Origin of the sequence: Amycolatopsis sp. NBC_00355, from assembly GCF_036104975.1 — a bacterium.
In the GTDB taxonomy this organism is placed as follows: Bacteria; Actinomycetota; Actinomycetes; order Mycobacteriales; family Pseudonocardiaceae; genus Amycolatopsis.
On sequence record NZ_CP107982.1, the window covers coordinates 2972372 to 2996929 of the forward strand.

Annotated in this window: 20 protein-coding genes and 2 pseudogenes; 11 read left to right on the forward strand and 11 right to left on the reverse strand. The window is 68.9% G+C overall.

All coding sequences use genetic code 11. The features are described 5' to 3' along the window. The first annotated feature begins 1 nt into the window (after position 1). Genes OHS18_RS12375 through OHS18_RS12385 form a run of 3 tightly spaced genes read left to right on the forward strand, consistent with a single transcriptional unit; the run spans position 2 to position 3403 of the window. The gene (locus tag OHS18_RS12375) at positions 2-895 is read left to right on the forward strand and encodes a carbohydrate ABC transporter permease (RefSeq protein WP_328452875.1); all 894 of its coding nucleotides are present in this window, start codon (positions 2-4) and stop codon (positions 893-895) included. Next, positions 892-1704 (forward strand): carbohydrate ABC transporter permease, encoded by an 813-nt coding sequence (locus tag OHS18_RS12380; protein ID WP_328452873.1) that lies wholly within the window; start codon positions 892-894, stop codon positions 1702-1704. The genes OHS18_RS12375 and OHS18_RS12380 overlap by 4 nt, the downstream gene beginning before the upstream one ends. Positions 1705-1717: 13 nt before the next feature. Beyond that, positions 1718-3403: an amylo-alpha-1,6-glucosidase gene (locus OHS18_RS12385; RefSeq protein ID WP_328452870.1), complete on the forward strand. Its 1686-nt coding sequence runs from the start codon at positions 1718-1720 to the stop codon at positions 3401-3403. A 611-nt stretch (positions 3404-4014) separates the two neighbouring features. Here the strand turns inward: OHS18_RS12385 and OHS18_RS12390 are convergent. After that, positions 4015-5943: a S53 family peptidase gene (locus OHS18_RS12390; protein WP_328452868.1), complete on the reverse strand. Its 1929-nt coding sequence runs from the start codon at positions 5941-5943 to the stop codon at positions 4015-4017. A gap of 70 nt (positions 5944-6013) precedes the next feature. Further along, positions 6014-6235, reverse strand: coding sequence for a hypothetical protein (locus OHS18_RS12395; RefSeq protein WP_328452866.1), 222 nt, complete (start codon positions 6233-6235; stop codon positions 6014-6016). A 342-nt stretch (positions 6236-6577) separates the two neighbouring features. On the opposite strand from OHS18_RS12395, the gene OHS18_RS12400 reads away from it, so the two are divergent. Further along, positions 6578-10492, forward strand: a complete 3915-nt coding sequence (locus tag OHS18_RS12400) for a glycoside hydrolase family 2 TIM barrel-domain containing protein (RefSeq protein ID WP_328452864.1) — start codon at positions 6578-6580, stop codon at positions 10490-10492. Between the two features lie 78 nt (positions 10493-10570). Here the strand turns inward: OHS18_RS12400 and OHS18_RS12405 are convergent. The 5 genes and pseudogenes from OHS18_RS12405 to OHS18_RS12425 form a co-directional block, all read right to left on the reverse strand. After that, positions 10571-11144, reverse strand: a pseudogene (locus tag OHS18_RS12405) (DM13 domain-containing protein). A 120-nt stretch (positions 11145-11264) separates the two neighbouring features. Then, positions 11265-11453, reverse strand: coding sequence for a universal stress protein (locus OHS18_RS12410; RefSeq protein ID WP_328617079.1), 189 nt, complete (start codon positions 11451-11453; stop codon positions 11265-11267). Between the two features lie 367 nt (positions 11454-11820). Continuing rightward, positions 11821-12477, reverse strand: a complete 657-nt coding sequence (locus OHS18_RS48530; RefSeq protein ID WP_442875370.1) for a hypothetical protein — start codon at positions 12475-12477, stop codon at positions 11821-11823. 95 nt (positions 12478-12572) lie between these two features. After that, positions 12573-13016: pseudogene (locus OHS18_RS12420) on the reverse strand (universal stress protein); the annotation flags it as partial. Continuing rightward, entirely contained in the window at positions 12923-14005 is a 1083-nt protein-coding gene (locus OHS18_RS12425) for a transporter substrate-binding domain-containing protein (protein WP_328617080.1), read from the reverse strand. The gene OHS18_RS12425 and the pseudogene OHS18_RS12420, both read right to left, overlap by 94 nt. 304 nt (positions 14006-14309) lie before the next feature. Between OHS18_RS12425 and OHS18_RS12430 the strand changes: the two genes are divergently transcribed. Continuing rightward, entirely contained in the window at positions 14310-14945 is a 636-nt protein-coding gene (locus OHS18_RS12430) for a DUF4232 domain-containing protein (protein WP_328452857.1), read from the forward strand. Positions 14946-14980: 35 nt separating this feature from the next. Further along, positions 14981-15223, forward strand: coding sequence for a YrhK family protein (locus tag OHS18_RS12435; protein WP_328452855.1), 243 nt, complete (start codon positions 14981-14983; stop codon positions 15221-15223). Between the two features lie 63 nt (positions 15224-15286). Here OHS18_RS12435 and OHS18_RS12440 read toward each other — a convergent pair whose 3' ends face one another. Next, positions 15287-15757: an SPW repeat domain-containing protein gene (locus OHS18_RS12440; RefSeq protein WP_328452854.1), complete on the reverse strand. Its 471-nt coding sequence runs from the start codon at positions 15755-15757 to the stop codon at positions 15287-15289. 434 nt (positions 15758-16191) lie between these two features. Between OHS18_RS12440 and OHS18_RS12445 the strand changes: the two genes are divergently transcribed. The 3 genes from OHS18_RS12445 to OHS18_RS12455 all read left to right on the forward strand — a co-directional run bounded on the left by OHS18_RS12445 (position 16192) and on the right by OHS18_RS12455 (position 19230). Then, positions 16192-17949 carry a DUF1996 domain-containing protein gene (locus OHS18_RS12445; RefSeq protein ID WP_328452853.1) on the forward strand — a complete coding sequence of 586 codons (1758 nt, stop codon included), beginning with the start codon at positions 16192-16194 and terminating at the stop codon, positions 17947-17949. A 98-nt stretch (positions 17950-18047) separates the two neighbouring features. Beyond that, entirely contained in the window at positions 18048-18707 is a 660-nt protein-coding gene (locus OHS18_RS12450) for a DUF4142 domain-containing protein (RefSeq protein WP_328452852.1), read from the forward strand. Positions 18708-18969: 262 nt separating this feature from the next. Then, complete coding sequence (locus OHS18_RS12455; protein WP_328452850.1) at positions 18970-19230, forward strand: outer membrane protein assembly factor BamB family protein; 261 nt, start codon at positions 18970-18972, stop codon at positions 19228-19230. A gap of 562 nt (positions 19231-19792) precedes the next feature. On the opposite strand, the gene OHS18_RS12460 is transcribed toward OHS18_RS12455, so the two are convergent. After that, on the reverse strand, positions 19793-20092 hold the full coding sequence (locus tag OHS18_RS12460; protein WP_328452848.1) for a hypothetical protein: 300 nt from the start codon (positions 20090-20092) through the stop codon (positions 19793-19795). A gap of 74 nt (positions 20093-20166) precedes the next feature. Continuing rightward, entirely contained in the window at positions 20167-20421 is a 255-nt protein-coding gene (locus tag OHS18_RS12465) for a hypothetical protein (protein WP_328452846.1), read from the reverse strand. A gap of 285 nt (positions 20422-20706) precedes the next feature. On the opposite strand from OHS18_RS12465, the gene OHS18_RS12470 reads away from it, so the two are divergent. Then, entirely contained in the window at positions 20707-21120 is a 414-nt protein-coding gene (locus OHS18_RS12470; RefSeq protein ID WP_328452844.1) for a MerR family transcriptional regulator, read from the forward strand. Positions 21121-21129: 9 nt separating this feature from the next. On the opposite strand, the gene OHS18_RS12475 is transcribed toward OHS18_RS12470, so the two are convergent. Further along, positions 21130-22707, reverse strand: a complete 1578-nt coding sequence (locus OHS18_RS12475; protein WP_328617081.1) for a peptide chain release factor 3 — start codon at positions 22705-22707, stop codon at positions 21130-21132. A 346-nt stretch (positions 22708-23053) separates the two neighbouring features. Here OHS18_RS12475 and OHS18_RS12480 point away from each other — a divergent pair, with 346 nt between their 5' ends. Continuing rightward, entirely contained in the window at positions 23054-24523 is a 1470-nt protein-coding gene (locus OHS18_RS12480; RefSeq protein WP_328617082.1) for an alpha/beta hydrolase, read from the forward strand. Positions 24524-24558: the final 35 nt, after the last annotated feature.

Below are 24558 nucleotides of genomic sequence, written 5' to 3' on the forward strand. Positions count from 1 at the left end.
GATGCGCTCGCGAGAGGTCCGCAGGCAGGTCGTCGGCTGGGCGTTCCTCGTGCCGCTGGTGGCCTACCTGGTGGTGTGCTACGCCTACCCGCTGCTCACCAACGTCGACCTGAGCATCCGCGGCTACACGGTCCGCACGTTCGTCCACGGTGGAGCGCCGCTGGTCGGGTTCGCCAACTACGCCACGGTGTTCGGCGACCCGCTGTTCCGGACCGCGCTGGTGAACACCTTGGTCTTCACAGTGGCGTCGCTGGCGTTCCAGTACGTGATCGGCTTGGCGATGGCGGTGTTCTTCGCCCGCGGATTCCGGTTGTCGGCGACATTGCGTGCCCTCTTCCTGGTGCCCTGGCTGTTGCCGCTGATCGTGTCGGCGTCGACGTGGGCCTGGCTGCTCAACAGCGAGTCCGGGCTGGTGAACGCCGGACTGCAGCTCGTCGGGGCGGGCCCGGTCAACTGGCTGACCTCGCCGTCCTGGTCGCTCGTGTCGGTCATCGCCGCCAACATCTGGATCGGGATCCCGTTCAACCTCGTCGTGCTCTACAGCGGCCTGCAGAACATTCCCCGAGACGTCTACGAGGCTGCTTCACTGGACGGCGCGACCGGCTGGCAGGCCTTCCGCCACGTCACCTTTCCCCTGCTGCGCCCGGTTTCGGCCATTACCCTGCTGCTCGGCCTCGTCTATACGCTGAAGGTGTTCGACATCATCTGGATCATGACCAAGGGCGGGCCGAGCGGCTCGTCGAGCACCCTGGCCACCTGGTCCTACGAACTCGGGTTCGGCAGCCTGCTCCCCCGGTTCGGGCCCAGCGCCGCCGTGGGCAACGTGCTCATCCTCCTCGCGCTCGCCGCCGGTCTGCTGTACATCCGGTTGCAGCGCAGGCAGGAGCCGGCATGAGGCGCCCGGCCTGGCGGACCGCGGTCGGCCTGGTGCTGACCGCGCTGATGCTGTTCCCGGTCTACTGGATGGTCAACGTCTCGCTCACGCCCGCGCGTGACATGCGCAAGTCGCCGCCAGACTTGTTCCCGTCGTCCCCGACCACCGAAGGGTACGAGCGGGTACTGCGCGAACAACTGCCGTACTTCGGCACGAGCCTGCTCATCGCGCTGGGCACGGTGGTGCTCACCCTGGTACTGGCCGCACCCGCGGCGTACTCACTGGCCAAGCTCCGGCCCCGCGGCCGCGGTCCGCTGGCGTTCGTCCTGCTCGTCGCGCAGATGATCCCCGGCATCATCATGGCTCTGGGGTTCTACGGCATCTACGTCGGTCTCGGGATCACCAACTCGATCTGGGGGCTGATCTTCGCGGACTCGACCATCGCCGTACCGTTCGCGGTGCTGATCCTCACGTCCTTCATGGCGGTCGTCCCGGACGAACTGCTGCAGGCGGCCCGGATCGACGGTGCCGGGCCCTGGCGGTCGTTCGTCTCCGTCGTTCTGCCGGCCAGCCGCAACGGACTCGTGACCGCGGCCCTGTTCTCGTTCCTGTGGGCCTGGTCGGACTTCGTGTTCGCGTCCACTTTGGACGCCGGTGGCCGGCTGCAGCCACTCACCCTCGGCATCTACCGCTACATCGGCAACAACAACCAGGAGTGGAACTCGATCATGGCCACGGCCGTGGTCGCGTCGATCCCCGCGGCCGTGCTCCTCGTCCTCGCCCAGCGCTTCGTCGCCGCGGGCATCACCACCGGTGCCGTCAAAGACTGAAAGGAAGTCCACTGTGGCCCCCGAGTTCTCGGTGCGGGAGATCCCCTTCAGCCGGTTCGGTGCCTGGTTCGGCCTCTCTCCCGTCGTGGGCCTCGCGACCTACAGCGACGACATTCACCTGGTATCCCACCGCAACGGGATGCACCCGGTCCTGTCGATCGTGCCCGTCGCCGGTGGCGTCCGGGTCCCCACCTCGATCACCGCGGAGCCGGCGAAGCTCACGTGGAGCGCCGGTGACGGGCAGATCACCGCGGCGTTCGGCTCAGCGAGCACCCTGCACATCGCAGGAAACGGGCTGGGCGTCCGGATCAGCGCGACCGAGCCGACGCTGACCCCCTTCACCGGCACCTACCTCTACCCCGATCCGGCCGGGGGCGCCGTGTTCACCTCCTACGAGACCGGACACCGGTTCCGCGTCACCGTCGTTTCCGGACAGGAGCGCCGGTCGGGCGACCAGCAGCTCGGGACGGCGGAACGGCTGGTCGCCACCGGCGAAGACGGCGAACCGTGGGAACTGGTGATCGAGGAGATCGCCACATCGCCGCCACACGCGCCCGGGCCGGGCCTGTCCGAGGCGGTCACCACCTCGGCGGACGACTTCGCCCGGTTCGCCGACGCCGTGGCGCCGTGGCGCGGCGAGCGGACCCCGGCCGCCGAGCTGGCCTGCTATGTGATCTGGTCGGCCACGGTCCGGCCGGCCGGGTTCATCACCCGTCCGGCGGTGCTGATGTCGAAGCACTGGATGGACAAGGTGTGGAGCTGGGACCACTGCTTCACCGCGCTGGCGCTGGCCTCCGGCGCCCCGGAGCTCGCCTGGGACCAGTTCCAGGTGGTGTTCGACCACCAGGACGACCAGGGAGCTCTGCCGGACTCCATCACCCACTCGGAGACGCTGCGCAACTTCGTCAAGCCGCCCATCCACGGGTGGGCCCTGGGCCGGTTGCGGGAACGTTTCGGTGGCGAGGTACCCGACGCCGAGCGGACGTACCGGCAGCTTTCGGCATGGACCCGGTTCTGGCTCGACCACCGGCGGCCGCCCGGTCACCCGCTGCCCTACTACGAACACGGCAACGACAGCGGCTGGGACAACGCCACGGTGTTCCGCGAGGAACGCCTCGTCCAGTCAGCCGATCTCGCCGCGTTTCTGGTCCTGCAGCTGAAGGAGCTGGCCCGGCTCGCCGCCGAGCTGGGTGAGCCGGCGCAGCCGTGGGATCGCCAGGCCGACGACCTGCTGGCCGCGATGCTGGCCGAGCTGTGGGACGGCGCCCGGTTCGTCAGTCGCGGGGTGGTCAGTGGGACGCTCCGCGCCGGCTCCAGTCTACTCGAGCTCATGCCGGTCGTGCTGGGCGAGCACCTGCCGCCCGATGTCTTCGAGCGGCTGTGCGACGGCATCACCCGGCACCTGACCGCGGTGGGGCCGGCCACCGAGCTGCCCACCTCGCCGTATTACGAAGCGGACGGCTACTGGCGAGGCCCCGTCTGGGCGCCGGTCGCGGTCCTGATCGAGGACGGTCTCCGCCGCGGCGGAGCTCAGGACCTCGCCGAGCAGGTGAGCTCCCGGTTCCGGACAACCTGCGAGAAGTCGGGCTTCGCCGAAAACTTCGACGCCTTGACCGGCGAAGGACTACGCGACCGCGCATACACCTGGACGGCAGGCGCGTACCTGCTCCTCGCCGAAGACGCCGAAGGCCGCCGGTGACCGCTACCCGGTCGTAGTTTCCCCGCCGTCCGAACACACGAAAGGAAACCGACAGGCATGGGAAGCCGCTCCCGTCGCCTAACGGCCGCCGTCACAACCACTTCGCGCCGACCTTCACCGTGGGAACATCCGCAGCATGGCGCCAGCTTCGGCGCCTTGCTGCTCAACGCCCGCGAGGAGTTCGAGAGCCGCTGGCCGAGCGAGAGCTTCTCGTACTGAGCCGACCTCACCGATGCCCGGCTGACGAGCGCACAGAACGGATCCGACCCCGCGCGAAGGCGTGCGCCGAGTCTCCCTTTGCAAACTCTCGCCACATACCGAGTCGGCGCCCCTCTCCACCTGCAGTCCAACAACGCATGGCAGGAAAGTCGATGGCATACCTCTCCGAAAGGACCGCCCCCGAGCCTTTTCGTAGTTCCTGCTCAAGGGAACCCTGGTCGCTCCTGCGAAGTCGTCTCACCGTCGATATCTGTCCGGTGCGATCTGGTCCTGCCCACATCACATCGGCCCGGATCGTGCCTCCGTCCCGTCCTTGTCGAGGCTAGAGCCCAATCCGGAGCAGGGACGCGTTGCCCGCCTCGCCGACACTGGCGCGAGGCGACACGGTGGCTCTACGGCCTTGACCGGAATGAGTCGATCAGCTCTCGAGTTGGGGAGCCAAGCCCGGTTGCCGTGTTGTAGCCGGGCTCGAACTCGAGGGACGCGTTCGCGTACTGCCCGGGCGTGACGAGTGTGACCTGACCGCGGCGGCTCACGGCGAAAGCGATGGTGTTCGGGGTTCCTGCCAGGTTGTCGTGGATGCAGTGAAACATGTGGTGGCGGGCGTAGAGAGCGGGGTTGGCGAAACCGAGCGGACCGTGGACCTGCACGAGGAGGGCTTCGACGCCGGCGAACAACGGGGACGCAAGGCTGGTCCCGCCGCCGTTGCCCTCGGTGTAGCCCAGGTTGCCGCTCAGGTCGTACCCGGTCGTCCCGATGAGCAGACCGAGGTCTGGGTCGGCGAGGGAGGAGACGTCGGGAACGGTGCGCATCGGCGGGGTGCCGGCGACGGTCGCTGGTACGACATCGTGTTGGTAAAAGGGTTGACCGAACACGGTGCTGGTACCGCCACCGGTCGCACCTCCCTCGTAGCCGGGTGGTTCGTACTCCCAGCCTGTGCCGTCCGCCGACAGCTCCGTATTCGAAGTCGCCCAGACGACTTCCCCCTGGTACCTGTTGCGCGGGCCGATGGCCAGGGTGGTGCCGCCCACCCCGGTGACCCAGGGACTGGACGCCGGATACTCGACGGACCTCACACCGTCGACGAGGCCACCGCCCGAGTCGCCGCTGGCGAAATCGATGGTGATGCCTTCGACCGCCGCCTCCTGGAACAGGCGCTCGTACGCGGCGATCGCATCGGGCGCCGAACCGGGGGTGCGGCCGACCGTGATCGAGCCTGACACGACATCTGCCAGGCGCTGCTCGACGATGGTTCCGATCCCGTCCAGCACCCGGTCTCCCCACATGGCCGCGGAACCGACCACGTAGGCGATATTCGCCTCCGGGGCCATCGCGTGCGCGGCCTGGATGTCCATGCCGAACTCGCCGCTGGCTTCGCTCGTACCGGCACCGGGCGCGACATACGCAGTGAACTGACCTGACACGAAGGCAGGCTCGCCGTGTTCCGCGGCGAAGCGGTTCGCGTCGGCCAGGGCGTTCACCGCGTAGCTGGAGCCGACGATGCCGATGGTCACGCCCTTGCCGGTGAGCCCGGTGCCGGTGATCCCGTAGGCGTCGCGAACCTGCTTCGGCGTGTAGCCACACGGGGCCCACTGGACGAGATGCCCGTAGGCAGGAGGGAGAGTGGCGGCCGGCGTGTCGCCGAAGTAGGCGGGGCACGGACTGGACGGCGTATCGGCCCGGCCGGTGACTTTGTCCGGCGCGAACGTCCCCGCCTCCGGCGGAGGCCCGTCGGAGGCGGGCTTGCTGGGCTTGCCACCGGCGGTGAGCCCGGTGACGGCGAGCACGTCGGCCGCCACGGAGGCGGGCACGGTGATCGGATCCACCGCCGCGCGGAACTGCCGCTCCCCGGCGGTGTAGTTCGCGAACCTCGTGCCGAAGGTGGAGGCCGCCTGGGCCACCGTTCCGTGCACGACGACGCCCCGCGAGCTGACGAAGACGATCGACAGCCCGGTGCCGCGCAGCCAGGCGGTGACCGCGTCGATCCGGTGCTGTGTGGGACCGAAGCGGCCACGGGTCTGGTCGGGTGTCAGGAAATGGCCGTAGCGGGGGTCGGCCGGGTCGGATACCGCGCGCGCGTAGTCGGCCAAGCCGTTGGCGTCGCCGTTGAGAAAAACCTGGGCGCTGAGTTGTGTGGAGGGATCGGTCGGTCCGGTTTGGGTGCCCTCACGGACCATTTGGTCGGCCACGGTGTCGGTCAGATGCGCCACCGGCACCCGATCCGGCTGGCCCGCTCGAGCGGCACTCACCCCAGAAAGGCTGACGATCGTGGCGATGAGACACCCCAGCACCGCACGGAGGTGGTGGCGTTTCTTCCGCATTACTCTCCTTTGTGCGAAATAACAGCTGCCCTTGATCCGCTCAGCCCGAACGATCAAAGCCGGGGCTCGGTCAGAACTTGCCGGCGGCGATATCGGCGACCTTCACCCGGGAGGACTCGTAGGTCCGCCTTGCCCTTCCACCCTGTGCTTGCCAGCCGGCCTCGAAAGTGTTCAGCTTTCCGCGAACGGCCCGTCGGTGTTCAGCACCTCGCCGCCGGACTCGCGCGGCACCCGGTTCGCTCAACCGGGCGCTGAAGAGCCACGCCCCGGTCGGTTTCAGCTCCTTCTCCATCTCGCCGAGCAGGTGATGCGATCGATGCAGATCCGCCGGGCCGAACGACCGTCCGGGTGCACCGGTGGCGTGGAGGGAAACCTGCAGCCTCGGCGGCGTCCGGCGTCGACCAGCAGCTGACCATCATCGGACGCCCGATCATGTCGAACGTCCCTGCGCCGGGCTCGGCCTGAGCTTCCTCTTCTTCGTCGACCGGCAGCCGGACCCTCAGCGCGGCGCCGGACCCCGCACGCTCACCTCAACATAAATCAACATACTTCCGTTGGTTTCTGATCAACAGTGTTGACTCCGTGAGGGTGAACCCGTAACGCTGTAGGTCGTCGAGGAACGGGGTGGTTCACGATGTCGCAGGTCTCGCCAGACCCGGCCGCACGCCGCGCAGGGCTCAGCCGTCGCAGGTTCCTGGAGGGAAGCGCCGCGCTCCTGGGGACGCTGGCCCTGCCCGCCACGATGCCATGCCCGGCCGCGGCGGCGACCGCGCTCGATGGCCTGGGCGCGCCGCCGAACGGCTTCCCCGAGTGGAACAACAACATCGGGATCTTCGAGATCGGCACCGAGCCGCCGCACGCCACGCTCATGCCCTACGCCGACCTCGGCCAGGCGCTGGCCGTCGACCGCACTCGTTCGCCCTACCGGTTCGACCTCGACGGCGAGTGGAGGTTCCAGCACGCCGACCGCCCCGACGCGCGCGATCCCGACTTCTACCGCGACGACGTCGACGACAGCTCCTGGGCCAGGATGCCCGTTCCGTCGAACTGGCAGTTGCACGGCTACGACTTCCCGATCTACGTCAACATCACCTACCCCTGGTGGGGCGCCAACGGTCAGAACGAGAACGCCCAGCCGCCCTTCGCACCGACGCGGTTCAACCCGGTCGGCCAGTACCGGCGGACCTTCCGCGTCCCGGACGGTTGGCGGGGAAGGCGCACGTTCCTGCACTTCGAGGGCGTCAAGTCGGCGTTCTACGTGTGGATCAACGGCACGCTGATCGGCTACCGCGAGGACTCGTACACGCCCAGCGAGTTCGACATCACCGAACATCTCCGGCCGGGAACCAACCGGATCGCCGTCGAGGTCTACCGCTTCCCCGACGGCGACTGGATGGAAGACCAGGACATGATCCGCCTCGCCGGCATCTTCCGGTCCGTCTACCTGTTTTCGACGCCAGCGGTGCACCTGCGCGACTTCCGCCTCGACACGTGGCTGCGCGATGGCTACACCAACGCCGACCTCGCCGTCACCGCCCACGTCCGCGACTACGGCGGCACGGACAAGCGCACCTACACCGTGGAGACCCAGCTCTACGACGCGGACCGGCGGCCGGTCTGGCCGCGTCCGTTGAGCCAGCAGGTGAACCTCGGCTCAGGCGCCGCCGGGCAGGACGTCACGGTGAGCGCGACCCAAGGGGTGCGCACGCCGAAACTCTGGTCGGCGGAGCGGCCCGATCTCTACACGGCGGTGCTCGTGCTGCGGGACCCGGCCGGGAAGGTCGTCGAGACCCTCTCGGCACGCGTCGGCTTCCGCGAATTCAGGCTCGCCGACGGGCTGATGCGCATCAACGGGCAGCCGGTGACGCTGCGCGGCACCAACCGCCACGAGATGCACCCCGGCCACGGCGCCGCGCTCACCCGCGCCGACCTCGTCGAGGACATCGGGCTGATGAAGCGCCTCAACATCAACGCCACCCGCACCTCCCACTACCCCAACAACCCCACCTGGTACGAGCTGGCCGACGAGTACGGCCTGTACGTCCTGGACGAAACCAACCTCGAGACCCACGGTGTCCGGGACAGCTACCCCGGCTCGAACCCGGACTGGACCACCGCGGTGCTCGCCCGCGCCCAGCGGATGGTGCACCGCGACAAGAACCACCCCTCCGTGGTCATCTGGTCGCTGGGCAACGAAGCCGGCGCGGGCAGCAACTTCGTCGCCATGCGCGACTGGATCCGCTCCTACGACACGACCCGCGTGGTCCAGTACGAGGGCGACAACCGGCCCGAAGTCAGCGACATCCGCTCCCAGATGTACGAAACCCCCGCCAGGATCAAGGAACGCGCGCTCGACACGTCCGACACCAGGCCGTACATCATGATCGAGTACGCCCACGCCATGGGGAACTCCAACGGGAACCTCAAGGAGTACTGGGACATCATCCGCACGTACCCGATCCTGCAGGGCGGGTTCATCTGGGACTTCGTGGACCAGGGGCTGCACTGGCCCACCCCGCCACGCAAGCTGCTCGCCGAGACCGGACCCCAAGCCCTGGCCGCCGAGCTCGCACCCGCCGCGACGTTCGACCGCGCGCACGGCGTCTCGGGCGGTGCGGTGTTCGCCTCCGCGGAAAGCCTGGAACTGACCGGTTCGCTGACGCTGGAAGCCTGGGTCACCCCGGCCGCGGTCGGTGGGCACCAGCCGATCATCGCCAAGGGCGATCACCAGTACTCGCTCAAGCTCTCCGAGAACAGTCTCGAGTTCTTCATCTACGCCGGCGGATGGATCGCGGTCAACGCACCCCTGCCCGCGGACTGGACGGGGAAGGAACACCACGTAGCCGGCGTCTTCGACGACGCGGCGAACACGCTCACGCTCTACCTCGACGGCAACGCCGTGGCCACCACCGGCACCGACCGCACCCCGGAAAGCACCGCGGTCCAGCTCGCCCTCGGCACCGACGCCGAGAACCCCGAGCGCGTGTTCGGCGGGCTCATCCGCGCCGCCCACGTGTACGCGCGAGGACTCAGCGCCGCGGAACTCACGACCACGACCCGCGACCCGCGTGACCCTGCCGTCCGGTTCTGGTTCGACGCGGCCACCGCCACCTACACCGAGCAGCAGCCCGCTGACCGGACCTTCCTCGCCTACGGCGGCGACTGGGGCGACAACCCCAACGACGGGAACTTCTGCGCCAACGGCATCGTCACGGCCGAACGCCAGCCGGGCGGGAAGGCCACCGAGGTCAAGCACGTCTACCAGTCGATCAACGTCTCCGCGGGCCCCGACGTCACCTCGGGCCGGGTGACGATCACGAACGAGAACCTCTTCACCAACGTCAACACCTACGACGGCAGCTGGGAACTCGTAGCCGACGGCACGGTCGTGCAGCGCGGGCAGCTCACGCGCGCGCAGCTCGACGTGCCACCCCGGTCGAGCCGGGCGATCACCGTGCCGTTCCGCCGCCCGGCCCGCCTCGAGCCGGGATCCGAGTACTTCCTTCAGTTGTCCTTCACCACCCGGACCCGCACGGCCTGGGCCGACCGAGGCCACGAGGTGGCCGAACAGCAGCTGCCGGTCGGCTTCGGCGGCCCCGCGGTGCAGCCGGTGCCGCTCGCGCAGGTACCGGCCGTCGTCGTCGCGGACACCGACAAGACCGTCACGGTCACCGGCGACGGGTTCACCGTGACCATCGCCAAGGACACCGGCCTCATCGCCACCTACGAGGCCCACGGGGTGCGGCTCGTGACGTCGGGGCCGGCCCCGAACTTCTGGCGTGCACCCACCGACAACGACATCGGGAACGGACAGCCGAGCCGCAACGCGACCTGGCGGCACGCGGGCACCAACCGCCGAGTCACCGGCGTCACCGTGCAAACCCTCGCCGGCAAGGCCGCCGCGGTGACCGTCAGCGGCACCCTGCCGACGTCGGTCGCCTCGGCGTACACGACCACGTACACGATCTTCGGCAACGCCGAGATCAAAGTGGACAACACGCTCCACCCCGGTTCGCCGACCCTGCCCTACATCCCCGAAATCGGAACGATCCTGCTCCTGCCCAGCGAATTCGACACCCTCGACTACTACGGCCGAGGACCCGAGGAGAACCACTGGGACCGCAACACGGGCTCGGACGTGGGCCGGTACTCCTCGACGGTCGCCGGGCAGTGGACGGACTACATCCGCCCTCAGGAAAACGGCAACAAGACGGACGTGCGGTGGGTCGCGCTGACCAACAAGCGTGGCATCGGGCTCCTCGCGAGCGGCGAGCCGCTGCTGGAGGTCAACGCCTCGCACTTCACGCCGGAGGACCTGTCGGTCGGTGCGCGGCACGACTACCAGCTCACTGCCCGCCAAGACGTGGTGCTGCGCCTGAACCACAAGCAGATGGGCGTCGGCGGCGACAACAGCTGGGGCGCGCACACGCACGACGAATACAAGCTGTTCGCCGACCGCGACTACAGCTACACCTACCGGCTGCGCCCACTCCCCCGGCGAGACCAGGCGATGACGCTCAGCCGTCGGCCCACGGCGACCTCACCGTAGAAGGAGGCGAACCGGCGGGTTGGCTCGGACCGGCACCCGCACCGGCCGTGACAGGCCGGTGCGGGTGAGCTGCGCCCGTCAGGCGGGCCGGCTCGTCAGTTCGGCGGCACCGAAGGACACGTTGAAGCGGTCGCACCAAAGGCTCACGCTGGTGTAGCCGGCCAGGTCGGTGCCCGCCGGCAGGGAGTAGTTCTGGTTCCCCCTTGTTGCCCTTGAGCTTGCCGGCGTCGAGGTACTTGCCGTCGTCGAAGACGTCCCAGCCGTCCTTGCCCGGTCTCACGGGCGCGTCGGTGAGCCAGACGTGTACGTCGGGGCCGCTGCTGGTGGCGAGGTCTTCCAGGCGCAGCAGGAATGACCCGTCGGCCGCGCGCAGGACCCGGACTGTTCCGGTGGTCTGGTGCTCGTGGCTGATCAGCGTGCCGGTCGCGACCTCGGCCGGCGCAGCCGGTTGAGAGGCCGGCGCCGACGACGTTGACTCCGGTATTGGAGGCTGTGACGCCGGCGCGCCGGACGGAAGGGTTTCCTGCACCGTCTCATCGACCCACAGCTGCCACGGCTGGAACCAGTACAGGCCCGCGGCGACCGCGACCAGGACCGCTACCAGGACGCCGATCAGCCAGGGCCGGGCGAGCAGGCGGGTCGTGCCGTTCATCTCGTTCTCCTCGTCGTCCGCGATGCCTCATTCAACGGGACGAATCGCCCAGCTGTGCCCGGCGCCGCGGTTACCGATCTCTTACGGACGTCCGGGTTCCCGACAAGTTCTCTCGACTGCTCACAGCTCGTCGTTCTCGCCGTCGTCGAGTTCCCGCAGCACCGCGACCGGGCAGCGTGTGTACTGGAGCACCCAGTGGCTGACCGAGCGGGGCATCGCGCGGCGCAACGGCCCACGGCTATGACTGCCGATAACCGGCAACGCGGCTTCCCCGGTCTCGATCGGCTCCGGAACGCGGTGCGGCACCACGGACGACCACGGCAGGCCGGTGTGTCGTGCGCACCAGTTCCGAAGTGGTCGAGCCCAGCAGGGCGAGCGACGGATGCCCGTCGGTCACCGCCGCGCCGACGTCGGCTCCGGCGTGCTCGCGCCGGATTTCCGCGGCAGCTGGACCTGCACCGCCGGCCGGACACCTCACCGCCGTCATCCGCCGGCACCGACGGCACCGTCGGTATGGGCATCGGCGGCCAGTGCCAGTCGAACGCTCGCACGACCACGAGTGGGCGACCGCGAGCCTCCGCCTCCCCCGCGGCCCACGCTGCCGCGGCCATGAATTCCTCGGTGACACCGGAGCCCACCACGACAGCCTTGCCCCGCGGCAAAACCCGAGAACCTGTCACCATGACCTCCTACGTCGACTCCAAAAGATCGCGTTCCCGCACATCCGCGCCACCCACACGCGGGGACAGCGTGGCCTGGGGCGCAGCGCCGGCCAGCGCGGCCGCGCGGGAGCCGCGGCCGCCGCGGTCACCTGCGGCGGCGCGGCGGTGTTCCCTCGCCAGTCGTAACGGTTGTCTTCGCTGTCGTCGAAGGTGCCGGCGAAGGAGCGGCTGCCCGAAGCCAGGACGATCACGAACGAGTCCGGCCGGAAGGCGCCCCTGAACTCCGCGGGCATCTCGAGTGTCGTTTCCCCCGTGGGCCGGTCGACCTTGGTGACGCGGACCGGTCGCTGACGTCGTCGGAGCCCAGCGGGTAGGTGACCGTCAGAATCCCCTGGACCCACGCGGTCCTGACGGTGAAGTCCACCCACGGCAGGTACGACGAGGCCGGGGTGCCGCCGTTCCGTGTGGTAGACGACCTCGATCCCCGCGCCTCGCACGGCCACCGGAGTACCGCCGTCGGCGGACATCGTTCCGACGAAGCCGTTCCCGTCCTCGGTCAGGTTGAGCCGGGCCTGGAACGCGGGGTTCCCGGCCTTGCCGTTCATGACGAGCGCGTGCGTCGCACCGTGGTACTCCACGGTGTGGACGTGGTCACCGCAGTGCAGGACCATGTCGCGCCGTATGACGAGCTGCCCGCCGGGAACCTACGCGTCACCGTCGTGCACTTCGATGTCGTACACGCGGTCGTGCGCGGCTCGGCAGTCGCTCAGCTCGAAGGCGACGGGACTTCCGGGTAAGCGGACAACCAGCCGGCCAGCTCGGCCACCATCGGCTCCGACGGGCCGGTGTGCTTGCGGAACCGGCCGGTCATCGCATGGACAAGGTGCACTGCAACTGCGTGCCGTTGGGCGAAGTCCAGTGCGAACGCCAGCGCGGCGGAATTGTCGGCTGCCGGGTCGAGACCGACGACCACGGGGTACCGTGCGGTCCCTTCGACGGGTTCCTCACCTCGGACGACGACGAGCGGTCGTCCGGACGCTTTCGCGAGTCCGGCGGTGGTGGACCCGAGAACCGCCCGGCCAAGCGGGCCCGTGCTCGGCGGCCCCACCACCACCATCACCGCTTCGGTCCGGGCAGCGACGCGAGCCAGCGCCGGACCGGGCACGTCGTCGAGCAGGACCGTCCGCACCTCGAGGTCGGGGGTGAATGGCCGATTTCGCGCACGGCCTCCCGCATCTGCGCCTCGGCGTCGCTGCGCAGCCGCTCGGCTCCCCCGCTCAGTGGCGCGAGCGCCACCTCCGGGTAACTCCCGCCCGGCCAGCTCCAGTCCAGGGCGCGTGCCACGAGGAGCGCGTTGTCCCGGCGATCGGCCTCCGCCGCGGCCCAGAACACGGCTCGAAGGGACTCCTGGGTGCCGTCGTACCCGGAGACGATGACCGCCGGCTCCGTCGGGGTCACCACTCTCCCCGATGGCGCAACGAGCGGGCCAGCACGACGACGCCGGCACCCCAAAGCGCCAGCACGACAGCTCCGGCCGTGACGTCGCTGGCGGTGGTGGCCGGGGCCGGGGTCCCGTGGTTGTAGCCGAGAGCGATCGGTGCCACCACCAGCCACGCCCCGGCGAGCGGGAGCACCGGACGCCACCGGTGGGCGGTCGCCGGCGCCGATGAGGTAGCCCTTCTCGACCGCGGCCGAGAGCACCGCCACCTTGACCCTCTTCGCGGCGACGTCCTCGAGCTTCACGACACCTTGCGGGCTTCCCTTGGGCACGAGCAAAGCCGTGAGCGCCGAGAAGTCCGGTGCCGAGAAGTCCGCTGTCTGGCAGCGCTTGCCGGTGATGTTCATGCCCGCGGCCACGACGTCGAACTGCTTCGCGGTGAGGGCGGGGATGAGCTGGTCGAACGGGACCACGCTGGCCTGCACGCCGTCGATGCCCAGCGCCTTGAACACCGCGCGGGCCACCTCCGGCGCTTCACCGGTCGTCTTGCCCGAGCTGTCGGCGAATCCGTACGGCGCCTCGTTCGCGATGCCGATCCTGATCGTCTTGGCGTCCTTGGCCGCCTGCAGCGCGTCCTTGCCACCGTCGGCACCGCCGGTGCTCTCGCAGGCCGACATCAGCACGCCTCCGCCCAGCACCGCCGCTGTGGTGAGCGCCGTCCGCCGCAGCAAGTCGCGGCGGGTCCATCCCTCGTGCGTCATTCGCACCCCTTCACGATCCGAGTGGCCACGAACGTAGGGGCGAATTTCCAGTACCACAAAGGAATCGGCGGATGCTGTTACTCGAACATGACGAGCATTTCCAGGTCAATCCCCTAGTATTTCCGAACCTCCGCCTCTCGCACCTGACGATCACCTTACGATCCACCGCCCGGATCGTAAGAGGACTGTCAGGTCACGCAAGGCATCCCGCGTCGCGGCCCGGGGTATCCCTCCTGCGTGGCCGCCGACCGAGAACTCGGCCTACTTGAAGTGCGGATCACAAGCGTCACAAGGAGGAATTCCGGTGCATCACCCGAAGAATCCACGACTGTTCCCCATCATCGCCGTGTCGGTCGGCGCGTTGGGGCTGACCGGCTGCGGTAGCAGCGACCCGGCCCCTGCCGCTTCGAACACGGTCGCGCCACCGACGACGACCTCACCGACCTATACCTTGACCGCGACCACACCCGAATCCACCTCGCCGCTCCCCTCGACCTCCGTCGCGCCGGCCGGGAACGAGCTGTGCGGCGCGGGCGACGTCAAGTTGGCGCTCGGCGAGGGAGACGCAGCCGCGGGCTCGCTCTACCGTCCCTTGCTGATCACCAACACCAAAGCGAATCCGTGCACTGTGCAGGGCTTTCCCGGAGTGTCCTATGTGGCCGGAGACGACGGCCATCAAGTAGGCGAAGCGGCCTACCGCTCCGGCACGAAGGGCAACTCGGTCAAGCTGAATTCCGGGCAGACCGCGACGGCCCTCATCCAGTTCGTGAACGTGCACAACTATCCCGACGACATCTGCCGGCCGACTCCCGTGCGCGGACTACGCATCTACCTGCCACAGGAAACCGATTCGAACTTCGTGCCCATGCCGGGAACCGGCTGCGCGAACGGCGATCTCCCCGGCAACCAGCTCGCGGTCAAGACCGTCCAACCGGCCTAACCGAACCGCCTTCATAAGGAGTGCTGGGAGTAACCATGCTCAAGGCGTTCGTCCGCGAGTTCCCGACCGTGCACCTGGTCATCGGGGTGGCCGGCAACCTCGTCTTCTTCGTCGGCAGTGTCCTGTTCGTCTGGCACACCACCGAGCTGCTCGCGATCTGGCTGTTCATCGCCGGTTCGTTCGGCATGCTGCTCGGCGACATCGGCCAGGCGCTGTACTTGCACGAGCGACACCGGCTCAACGGCGCGCCCGGCCGACAGCAAGATCGCCTCCGCTGAAGCGCAACCCAATTCCCCGAAGTCGGCGCCCGACGGTCACCGCGGATGATCCGCCGGCGACGATCACACCCGACGGCGCCCGGCCCAGCTGCCGCGTCGCCGGCGGCGCTCCCCGCGCCGGTGGGCCCGGAACACCGCCGCCGCGCCGACCGCCCACGCGACCAACACGACGGTTCCCAGGAGTAGGTCACCAACCCGGGTCGCGGAGGCGACGGCGTCCTGCCCGAGCGCGAACGGTGCCGCAATCAGCCACGCTCCCGCGACAAGCTGCACCGGCCGCCACACCTTCACCGACCCCGGCTCGACGAGCGCGGCGGCACCACTGACGGCGAGGACGGCACCGGCACAAAGGTCGCACCACAGGCCGCCGACTCGCTGGTCGAACACGTACGGCGACAGCACGAGCCAAACCCCGGCCAGGAACGCCGTGGCGTGGGTGGCGGCGAACACCACGCTGTGCCGCGCCGTCACCCCACTTTCACCGGCTTCGCGCGGCACACCGCGCTGGTCCGTTTCCGGGGTCCGTGCACTCATAGTCCGCCTGGCTCCCTCTCGGTCCGCACTCGTCGACGCTGGTCGAGGTCACCTTTCCGCATCAGGACGGCGGTGCACCTGACAATCACCTTGCGATCCCGAGGCTGCAGCCGAGCTGCAGACTTCACGCTCCACCGGGATACACGGACGCCGGTTCACCAAGGTTCACCACATTTCCGAAGTATTTCGCACACCTTCCGAACCCTGGACAACCCGAAGCGGACAAGCGACGATTGCCGCCACAACCACCACGGAGATCATCCATTCCCCCGAGGAACAAACCTCTCCGTCGTGGTTAGCGCTAACAGGTATTGCGCTGCTTCCACTGATGTCGGGTCAGTGAGCGCCCCGTCCCCGCTACTCCCCAGGCAGTACGGCACATCTGCGGCGGCACCCCCTGCCCTTTGCCGTCGCCCCGAACAACGGAGTCACCCATGCCCGGAAACACCGGAAGGCACCGCATCTCCCGACGCACCAAGATCGCGACCGGCGCCCTCGCGCTCGCCATCGCAGCCGGCGGCATCGTGGTGGCGACCACGTTCGGCGAACCCGGCAAGGCCGGCGCCGACGAAGCCGACCCCGCCCTCTACATCGACATCCTCAAGGTCGCCCCGAACAACTCCGAGCCCGCGAACTCCCGCGGCGCGTCCACCGGAACCTTCACCGTCGACTGCGGCCGCAACGAGAACGGCCACTTCAACCCCGACAACTTCGTCGCCCAGCCCGGCATCCGCAACGGCGCCCAGCACCTGCACGACTACGTCGGCAACCTCTCCTCCAACGCGGACTCGAACAACAAGAGCCTCGACGCCGCCGGCACCACATGCAAGAACGGCGACAAGTCCGCCTACTTCTGGCCGGTGGTACGCATCGACACCGCAGACGAAGAGAAGAACCCGCCGGCCCAATCCCCTGACGGCGACCGCGACCAAGCGTCCCAGGCCGCCACCACCCCGGTGATCACCTGCCCGGACGTCGCCAGCAAGCTTCCCGACGTCCCCGACTCCGCGATGGCCGAGATCAACCGCAATCTCGACCTGCTCGACACCCAGGTCGACGAAGCCAACCAACGCCTCGCCAGCACCCAAGGCCAGGGCGGCCCGAACTTCGTCCAGAACGCCATCCTCGGCCCGCTCAAGGACAAACGCGCCGCCACCATCGACCGCATGGCCATCGCCATCGGCCGCACCGCCGCCAAACCCCAGGGCCTCGACGCACTCGCGCCCTGCACGCTCAAAGAGCAGGCCGGCACTGGAGGGAACAGCGCGAGCAACGGCGGTGGCGCGCCCGGCGGCGCGGTGGCTCAGCAGATCACCTGCCCGGACGTCGCGAGCAAGCTCCCCGCCGTCCCGGCCTCGGCCAAGGCCGAAGTGGACCGCAACCTGAAACTGCTGAACTCCCAGCTCCAGGAAGCGAACAACCGGCTCGCCACCAGCCAAGGCCAGGGCGGCCCCAACTTCGTCCAGAACGCCATCCTCGGCCCGCTCAAGGACAAACGCGCCGCCACCATCGACCGCATGGCCATCGCCATCGGCCGCACCGCCGCCAAACCCCAGGGCCTCGACGCCCTCGCCCCCTGCACCCTCGGGCAGCAAACCGGCACCGGCGGAGACGCCAAGCCCTTGCCCGGCGCGGACGAGAACAACGAACTGCCGGACAACGACGGCGAGATCCAGCGCCCGGCGAAGGTCGGCATCACCTTCCGCGGCAGCCCGGCCGGCCAGGTCACCGCGATGCCGAAGTTCCTGCGCGCACTCACGGGCGACGCGAAGCCGTCGGTCAACGGAACGAAGAACACCCGGGCGGCGTGGACCTGCACCGGCTTCGAGAACCGGCTGACCGACAAGTACCCGATCTGTCCCGACGGCAGCAAGGTCGAGCGGATCCACACCTTCCCGAGCTGCTGGGACGGCAAGAACACCGACAGCGCGAACCACCGCACGCACATCGTCTTCCCGGACAAGGGTGGCCGGTGCGCACAGGGCTTCACAGCGGTGCCGCAGCTGCGGATCACCCTCGTCTACGACATCCCGCACGACATCCAGGTCAAGAAACAGTACAAAGTGGACTCATTCCCCCAGGAAGACCACAACCCGCTGTCCGACCACGACGACTTCGCCAATGTCATGTCCCAACGCCTCATGAACCAGGTCGTCAACTGCATCAACCGCAACAAGACCTGCAACGCCTGACCCACACCGGACCGGGCGCCCGCCGTCACTCCCGTCCCCACGGCGGGCGCCCTCCCCGAACGACCGTCCGAAAGGGAATCATGTCGAGTCACCGTGGCATGAAAAGCAGCACGAAAGCCCGCGCAATCATCGTCGGCGTGGTCGCCGCCACCGCACTCGGGGTGGGCTCCGTCGCGATCGCGACCGGCGGTACCGACCAGGCGGGCCAGGCTCCGGCCGGCGCGCACGCCGGCGCCGCCCCGGAAGCAGCGCCGCCCAGTGGGAACAGCGGACCGCTCACCGACGTGGACAAGACTTTCCTGGTGAAGGTCCGGCAAGCCGGGCTGTGGGAGATCCCCGCCGGCCGGCTCGCACAGACCCACGCCAGCAGCGAGGCTGTCAAGCGAGCGGGCATGCACCTGCTCGACGGTCACTCGCTCCTGGACCAGCTCGTCCGCGAAGACTCGGCCATCACCGGTGTGCAGCTCCCCGACCAGGCCACCGCCGAGCAACAGGGCTGGGACCGCCAACTGACGGAGGCGCAGGGACTGCAGTTCGACGAGCTCTTCGTCGGCCTGCTCCGGTCGTCCCACGGCAAGATCTTCGCCACCATCGCCGAAGTTCGCGCGAGCACCCAGAACGACCTCGTCCGGCGCCTGGCCCGCCAGGCCAGCCTGACCGTCATGGACCACATGGAAGTCCTCGAGGACACCGGCCTGGTCACACAGCAGACCCTTGACGAAGTCGGAGCAGCCGTTGCGCCCCGTCCCGCGAAGTAGGCCCGCAAGAGCGACCGGGCACTCGCAGAAGGCTGAATCGCGTAGTTCGGTGGCCAACCGGCTCGTTCCCGTCGTAGCCCTGCTCGCCGTGGCACTGGCCGCCTGCGCACCACAGCCGGCCCCGCGCCCGCGTCCGCCACACCGGTCGTGGTGCCGCAACAGCCGCCGGGCACCGAGACATGGGCGCCGTGGCCCTCGGCCCTGCATGACGCCCGCCACTCCGGATCATCCACCACGGACGGTCCCGCGAAGGAACAGTGCGGTGGAGGGCAAACTGGAGGATGCCGTGACTCCGGGGCCGGTCGTCGGTGCCGACGGCACGCTATCCGTGACGTCCAACGGCGGCGTGCTGCACGCATTGAATCCGTCCGACGGCAGCGACCGCTGGACCTACGACTCAGGCGGCTCCTCAGGCGGCAATCTGTCGACCTCACCTCTCGTACTCCGGGATGGCACGGTGTTGCTGCCGTCGCAGGAGCGGCTCATCGCCTGTCACCGTTCGGGAAGCCCCTGTGGTCGATAGCTCTCCCCGGACGGGTGACCTCACCGGTCAGCACGGACGGCCGGCGCGTGTACGTGGGCGACTCCGCAAGCACCGTCGCCTCTGTCGACGTCGACGCCGGCCTCCAGGCCACGACACGATGGCCGGGCACCGGGGCCTGGGTCAGGTCACGTGTTCTCGACGCTGACCTCGCCGTTGCCGCACTGACTCCCGCTATTCGCCACGCCGCATCGACCGGGACAACGGGTACTGATCCCGGACACGCGTCGCCGGCCATCGCGCTCGTCATGCCACCGGCCACCGACGCGGAGCCGCCGTCGGCGAATCGCTCACGTTTCACCACCGCACTGCTGATGTACGCCCTGGCGCGTTCCTGCCTCAGCGGCTCAGCCCATCGGTACGTACGAGCCGTTCCTGGTGTCGATGTTCGTGATCGGGTCCTCGGCGAGTATGAGGACGATCGGGCTCGGTTACGCCCGGCGTCGCGGGCACCACTCACCAGATCATCTCTGAATCACCGATGGCCCGTCCTCCGACTCCTCCAGACGGGCCGATAAACCCCACGGCAGCCTCAAGTGACCGGCTACCCTTTACGGCCTGCTCGAGGTGCCGTGCGGCGCGACTCCGCCGCGCGCAAGCGGTGCTCACGCAAGCAATCCCTGTTCCGCTGCCAGATCTCGACCATGCGGTCAAGGGTCACCAAGTCCGAGTCAAGCACCAGTTCGCCGCTCTCGTAAGCGTGCTGCCGACGGGCCTGATAACGGATCAACGGGTCAGGATCGGTGAGCGCCTCCTGCAGTGTCACAGGCGGACGCCTCGTCTCGGCAGAACTCTGCGACTTGTTCTGAGCGGGTGAGGTTAGAGCAGCGGTGAGCGTCAGCACGCAGAGGATTGTCACCTTTGACCCCGGCCACGATCGAGAACCCCTCGACGCGCCCGAGAACCCGCCGGAGGCAGCTACCCGTCATGCTGGTCGCGGCGTCGGCCGGTGGCCAGTACCGCCCAGACGATCTTGCCTCCGGACCAGCGCGAGCTGCTCCCCCACACCCGCGCCGCGTCCGCCACGATCCGCAGACCAAGCGCCGGCGAATTGCTTCCGGCTCGTCCCATCAGCACCGCGGGCCGTGGACTGTCGTCGGCGACGGCGACCGTCAGCATCGCCGGACGCAGTTCGAGAAGGATCTCCGGAATGGACGTGGTGTGCAGGGCCAAGGCACCGCCGCTACGCCGACGACGCGGGGCAGGTGTGCCTGGCCGGGCACGGCGACGGACCGCGGCGCGATGGCGCCGGAGGACACCGTCGGGTTCCCCTTTAACGTGTGAAGTGATGGGTTCCCCATGCGGAACGCGGCGCCGGGCAGAGCGCTGCGGCGGGGACCAGAACGGACCATTGCCGATTCAGACACTACCTTCACGTGAGGGTAGGATTGCTGTGACGCCGGTCTCCGGGCGGCGAGGTGCGTTACCGTTGACCCGCGGCGGACGAAAGGACCCAGCGTGGGCGAGCAGATGCAGATCGGCGAGGTGGCCGAGCGTACTGAGCTGTCGCTGCGCACGATCCGCTACTACGAGGAAGTCGGCCTCGTGGTGCCCAGCGCCCGCAGCCAAGGCGGGTTCCGCCTTTATACCGAACCCGACATCGACCGGCTGCTGCTGATCAAGCGGATGAAGCCGCTGGGGTTCCAGCTGGAGGAGATGCGCGACCTGCTCGCCATCCTCGACCCGGTGCCCGGCAGCCCACACATCGAGAACCCCGCGGCCCGGCTCGGGGAGTTCAGCGAGACCGCCGAAAAGGCGTGCGCGGACCTGCGGGCGAAACTGACCGTCGCCGAGGAGTTCGCGGGACTCCTGAGGTCCCACCAGGCCACGGATCGCCCGGCTACCGCCACGGCGGCGCGTTCACCGCGCTGACGCGCGCCCTCAACCTCCTTCCGCGACCAGCGTTTCCAGCTCCAGCTCGGGAAACCGGCGGATCAGCAGCCGCAGATCCATTTCCTCCGCGAAGAGCGCGAGATTCGTGCCGTCGAGACGGGTCAGGACCTCACTGCGCGCCCCGGAGTCGACGAGACCGCGCTGGACCGGATCGACCAGGCGCCGCGCAGCCCGGTAGGGCAGTTGCTCCAGCCGGATCGGCGAGGTGAACTCGTGCTCCATGCGGTGCGCGGCCACCTCGAACTGCATCGGCCCGACCGCAGCCAGGACCGGGGCGGCGTCGCCCCGCCGGTCCGACCGCAGGACCTGCACGACGCCTTCCGCACCCAGCTGCTCCACGCCTTTGCGGAACTGCTTCGCGCGGCCGAGATCGGCCGGGCGCGCGACCGCGAAGTGCGCGGGCGCGAAGCTGGGCAGGCCGGGGAAGCGCACCGGAGGTTTGCCGGCGTAGAGGGTGTCACCGACCCGCAGCGCGGTGGCGTTGACCAGGCCGACGACGTCGCCCGGATACGCGGTGTCCACTGTGGAGCGTTGCTGGCCGAACACCTGCTGGGCGTACTTCGTGGCGAACGGCCGCCGGGTGGAGGCGTTGGTGACGACCATCCCGCGCTCGAACTCCCCCGAACAGACGCGGGCGAACGCGATCTGGTCTCGGTGCGCCGGGTCCATGCCGGTCTGCACCTTGAACACGAACGCCGAGAACGGCGCGTCCAGCGCACGCGGGTGATGTCCGGTGTCCAGCCGCGGGGCGGGCCCGGGCGCGATGTCGACGAGCAGATCCAGGAGCCGGCGCACGCCGAAGTTGCGGACCGCCGCGCCGAACAGCACCGGGGTCGCCGTCGCCGCGGTGAACCGGGCGAGGTCGAACTCGCCGCCCGCGGAGAGCAGCAGGTCCGCTTCCTCGCGGGCGCGCAGCCAGTCATCGCCGAACTCGGCTTCCGCCTGGGTCGCGTCCAGTTGGAGGTCGGGCGCGCCGCCGCCGCCCGCCGCGGACTGATACCGGATGACGTTGCCCTCGGCGAGATCGAGCGCCCCGCGCAGCTGCCCGGCCTGCCCGATCGGCCAGGTCATGGGCATCGCGGTGAGCCCGATCCGGTCGGTCAACTCGTCGCACAGGGCCAGGGCGTCGCGACCGGGCCGGTCCCACTTGTTGATGAACGTGATCACGGGGATTCCCCGGTACCGGCAGACGTCGAACAGCTTCAGCGTCTGCGGCTCGAGGCCTTTGGCCGCGTCCAGGAGCATGACCGCGGAGTCCACCGCCGAGAGCACCCGGTAAGTGTCCTCGGAGAAGTCGGCGTGCCCGGGGGTGTCCAGCAGGTTGATCACGGTGTCGCCGTAGGCGAACTGCAGTGCCGCGGAGGTGATGGAGATCCCGCGGGCGCGTTCCATCTCCATCCAGTCCGAGGTCACCCCGCGCCGGCCGGCTTTGCCGTGCACCGCACCGGCTTCGGAGATCACCCTGGCGTGCACCGCCAGCGCCTCGGTGAGCGTCGATTTGCCCGCGTCCGGATGGCTGATGACGGCGAACGTCCGCCGTCGCCCTGCCTCGCCGGGAACGTCCACCGGACGAGGTCGAGCCGGAATACCTGAAGTCACCCGACAAGTCTACCCTTACGTGAGGGTAGTGTACGGTCGCCCTGTTCACATCGGGAACATCCACCGGCGCGATGCGCCGACCACGGGTGATCCAGCACTTATTCGGTCCGGGGCCGGCAGCTCCCATCCGAGCCGCACCCGAAACTCCCGACCCTAGTCCTTTTGGCCGATACCCGGCCTCTCCGGAACCATTCGCGCGCTCGATGTGCACTGCATCGATGCCAAGCAGAATGAAATTCGCTCACCACCGGCCAGCGCAGGTTGACGAGCGACGGTTCCGGCGCGTTAGCGTCGGCTCAAGGAGGGGTATCGGATGAAGAAGACGTGGTCCATCGCGCTCGCGATCGGCGTCCTGGGGGCAGGGGCGCTCGCGGGGGTGCCGGCCGGAGCCAGCCCGGCCGGAACGCCGCCGGGCGCGGTGCACTGGGGACCCTGCCCGGCCGACGCCACCGCACCCGGGCTGGAGTGCTCGACGATCAAGGTCCCACTCGACTACCGCAACCCCGGCGGCACGCAGATCGACCTGGCGATTTCGCGGCTGGCGAGCAAGAACCCGGCGCAGCGTCGCGGGGTGCTGCTGACCAACCCGGGCGGGCCCTCGTCCGGGCTGAAGTTCCCGACCGAACTGGTCACCGCGAAGCTGCCGCAGAGCGTGCTGGACAGCTACGACCTGATCGGCTTCGACCCGCGAGGGATCGGGCACAGCACCCCGGTGACGTGTGATTTGACCGCGGAGCAGCAGGCGGTGGGCAACGTCCCGCCCTATGCGCGCAACGCCGCCGACGTGGCGATGCGGGCCGACCAGTCCAAGGCAATCGCTCAGCAGTGCGCCACGTCCAAGACCGCATCGATGCTGCCGTTCTTCAGCACCGCCGCCGTCGCGCGGGACATGGACCGGATCCGGGCAGCACTGGGCGAGGAGAAGACCTCCTTCGCCGGCTACTCGTGGGGCACCTATCTCGGCGCGGTGTACACCACGCTGTTTCCCGAGCGCAGCGACCGGATCCTGCTCGACAGCAACCTGCACGCGACCGGCTGGGACTTCGCGAACGACCGGCTCTTCGCCCAGGGGATGGACGACCGCTTCCCGGACTTCGCCAAGTTCGCCGCCGCCCAAGACTCGACGTACCACCTGGGTAGCACTCCCGCGCTGGTCACTGCGAAATATTTCGAGCTCGCCGCGCGGCTGGACAAAACGCCGGCCCAGGATGTCGACGGTCCGACCTTCCGGATGCTGACCTACGGTTTCCTCTTCAACGACGTGGCAATGCCGCTGGTGGCCAAGGTGTGGCAGGCGCTGGACACCGGCCGGCCGCTCCCGCAACTTCCCGGCGGTGGCGCTCCATCGGATGTGGACAACCTGATCTCAGGTCGCTACTACCTCGTGTGCAACGACTCCCAGTGGCCGCGGTCGGTCGGCACCTACCAGGCCGCCGTGGCGCTCGACCGGCTGCGTCACCCGATGTTCGGCGCCGCCGGGGCGAACGTCCAGCCCTGCGCGTTCTGGTCGAAGCCGGCCGAGCCGCCGGTGCGCGTCGGAGACCGGGGACCGTCGAACGTGCTGATGTTGCAGAACCTGCGGGATCCGGCGACCCCGCTGGCGGGTGCCCTGCAGATGCGGCGGGCGCTCGGCGACCGGGCGCGCATGGTCATCGTCGACGCGGGCGGCCATGGCGTGTACCCCTATGTCGCCAACCCGTGCGCCGATGCGGCGGCGACCGCGTTCCTGACCACGGGGCAACGGCCGGAACACGACCTCACCTGCGCGGCGAAATCCCGGTGATCACCCGGGTGCCGGGGTGCCGGAATGTCCGCGGC

Coding starts and splice junctions, on each gene's coding strand:
- OHS18_RS12375 (WP_328452875.1), top strand. CDS start 2: ATGCGCTCGCGAGAGGTCCGCAGGCAGGTCGTCGGCTGGGCGTTCCTC.
- OHS18_RS12380 (WP_328452873.1), top strand. CDS start 892: ATGAGGCGCCCGGCCTGGCGGACCGCGGTCGGCCTGGTGCTGACCGCG.
- OHS18_RS12390 (WP_328452868.1), bottom strand. CDS start 5,943: ATGCGGAAGAAACGCCACCACCTCCGTGCGGTGCTGGGGTGTCTCATC.
- OHS18_RS12395 (WP_328452866.1), bottom strand. CDS start 6,235: ATGGAGAAGGAGCTGAAACCGACCGGGGCGTGGCTCTTCAGCGCCCGG.
- OHS18_RS12400 (WP_328452864.1), top strand. CDS start 6,578: ATGTCGCAGGTCTCGCCAGACCCGGCCGCACGCCGCGCAGGGCTCAGC.
- OHS18_RS48530 (WP_442875370.1), bottom strand. CDS start 12,477: ATGGTCCTGCACTGCGGTGACCACGTCCACACCGTGGAGTACCACGGT.
- OHS18_RS12425 (WP_328617080.1), bottom strand. CDS start 14,005: ATGACGCACGAGGGATGGACCCGCCGCGACTTGCTGCGGCGGACGGCG.
- OHS18_RS12435 (WP_328452855.1), top strand. CDS start 14,981: ATGCTCAAGGCGTTCGTCCGCGAGTTCCCGACCGTGCACCTGGTCATC.
- OHS18_RS12440 (WP_328452854.1), bottom strand. CDS start 15,757: ATGAGTGCACGGACCCCGGAAACGGACCAGCGCGGTGTGCCGCGCGAA.
- OHS18_RS12445 (WP_328452853.1), top strand. CDS start 16,192: ATGCCCGGAAACACCGGAAGGCACCGCATCTCCCGACGCACCAAGATC.
- OHS18_RS12450 (WP_328452852.1), top strand. CDS start 18,048: ATGAAAAGCAGCACGAAAGCCCGCGCAATCATCGTCGGCGTGGTCGCC.
- OHS18_RS12480 (WP_328617082.1), top strand. CDS start 23,054: ATGAAGAAGACGTGGTCCATCGCGCTCGCGATCGGCGTCCTGGGGGCA.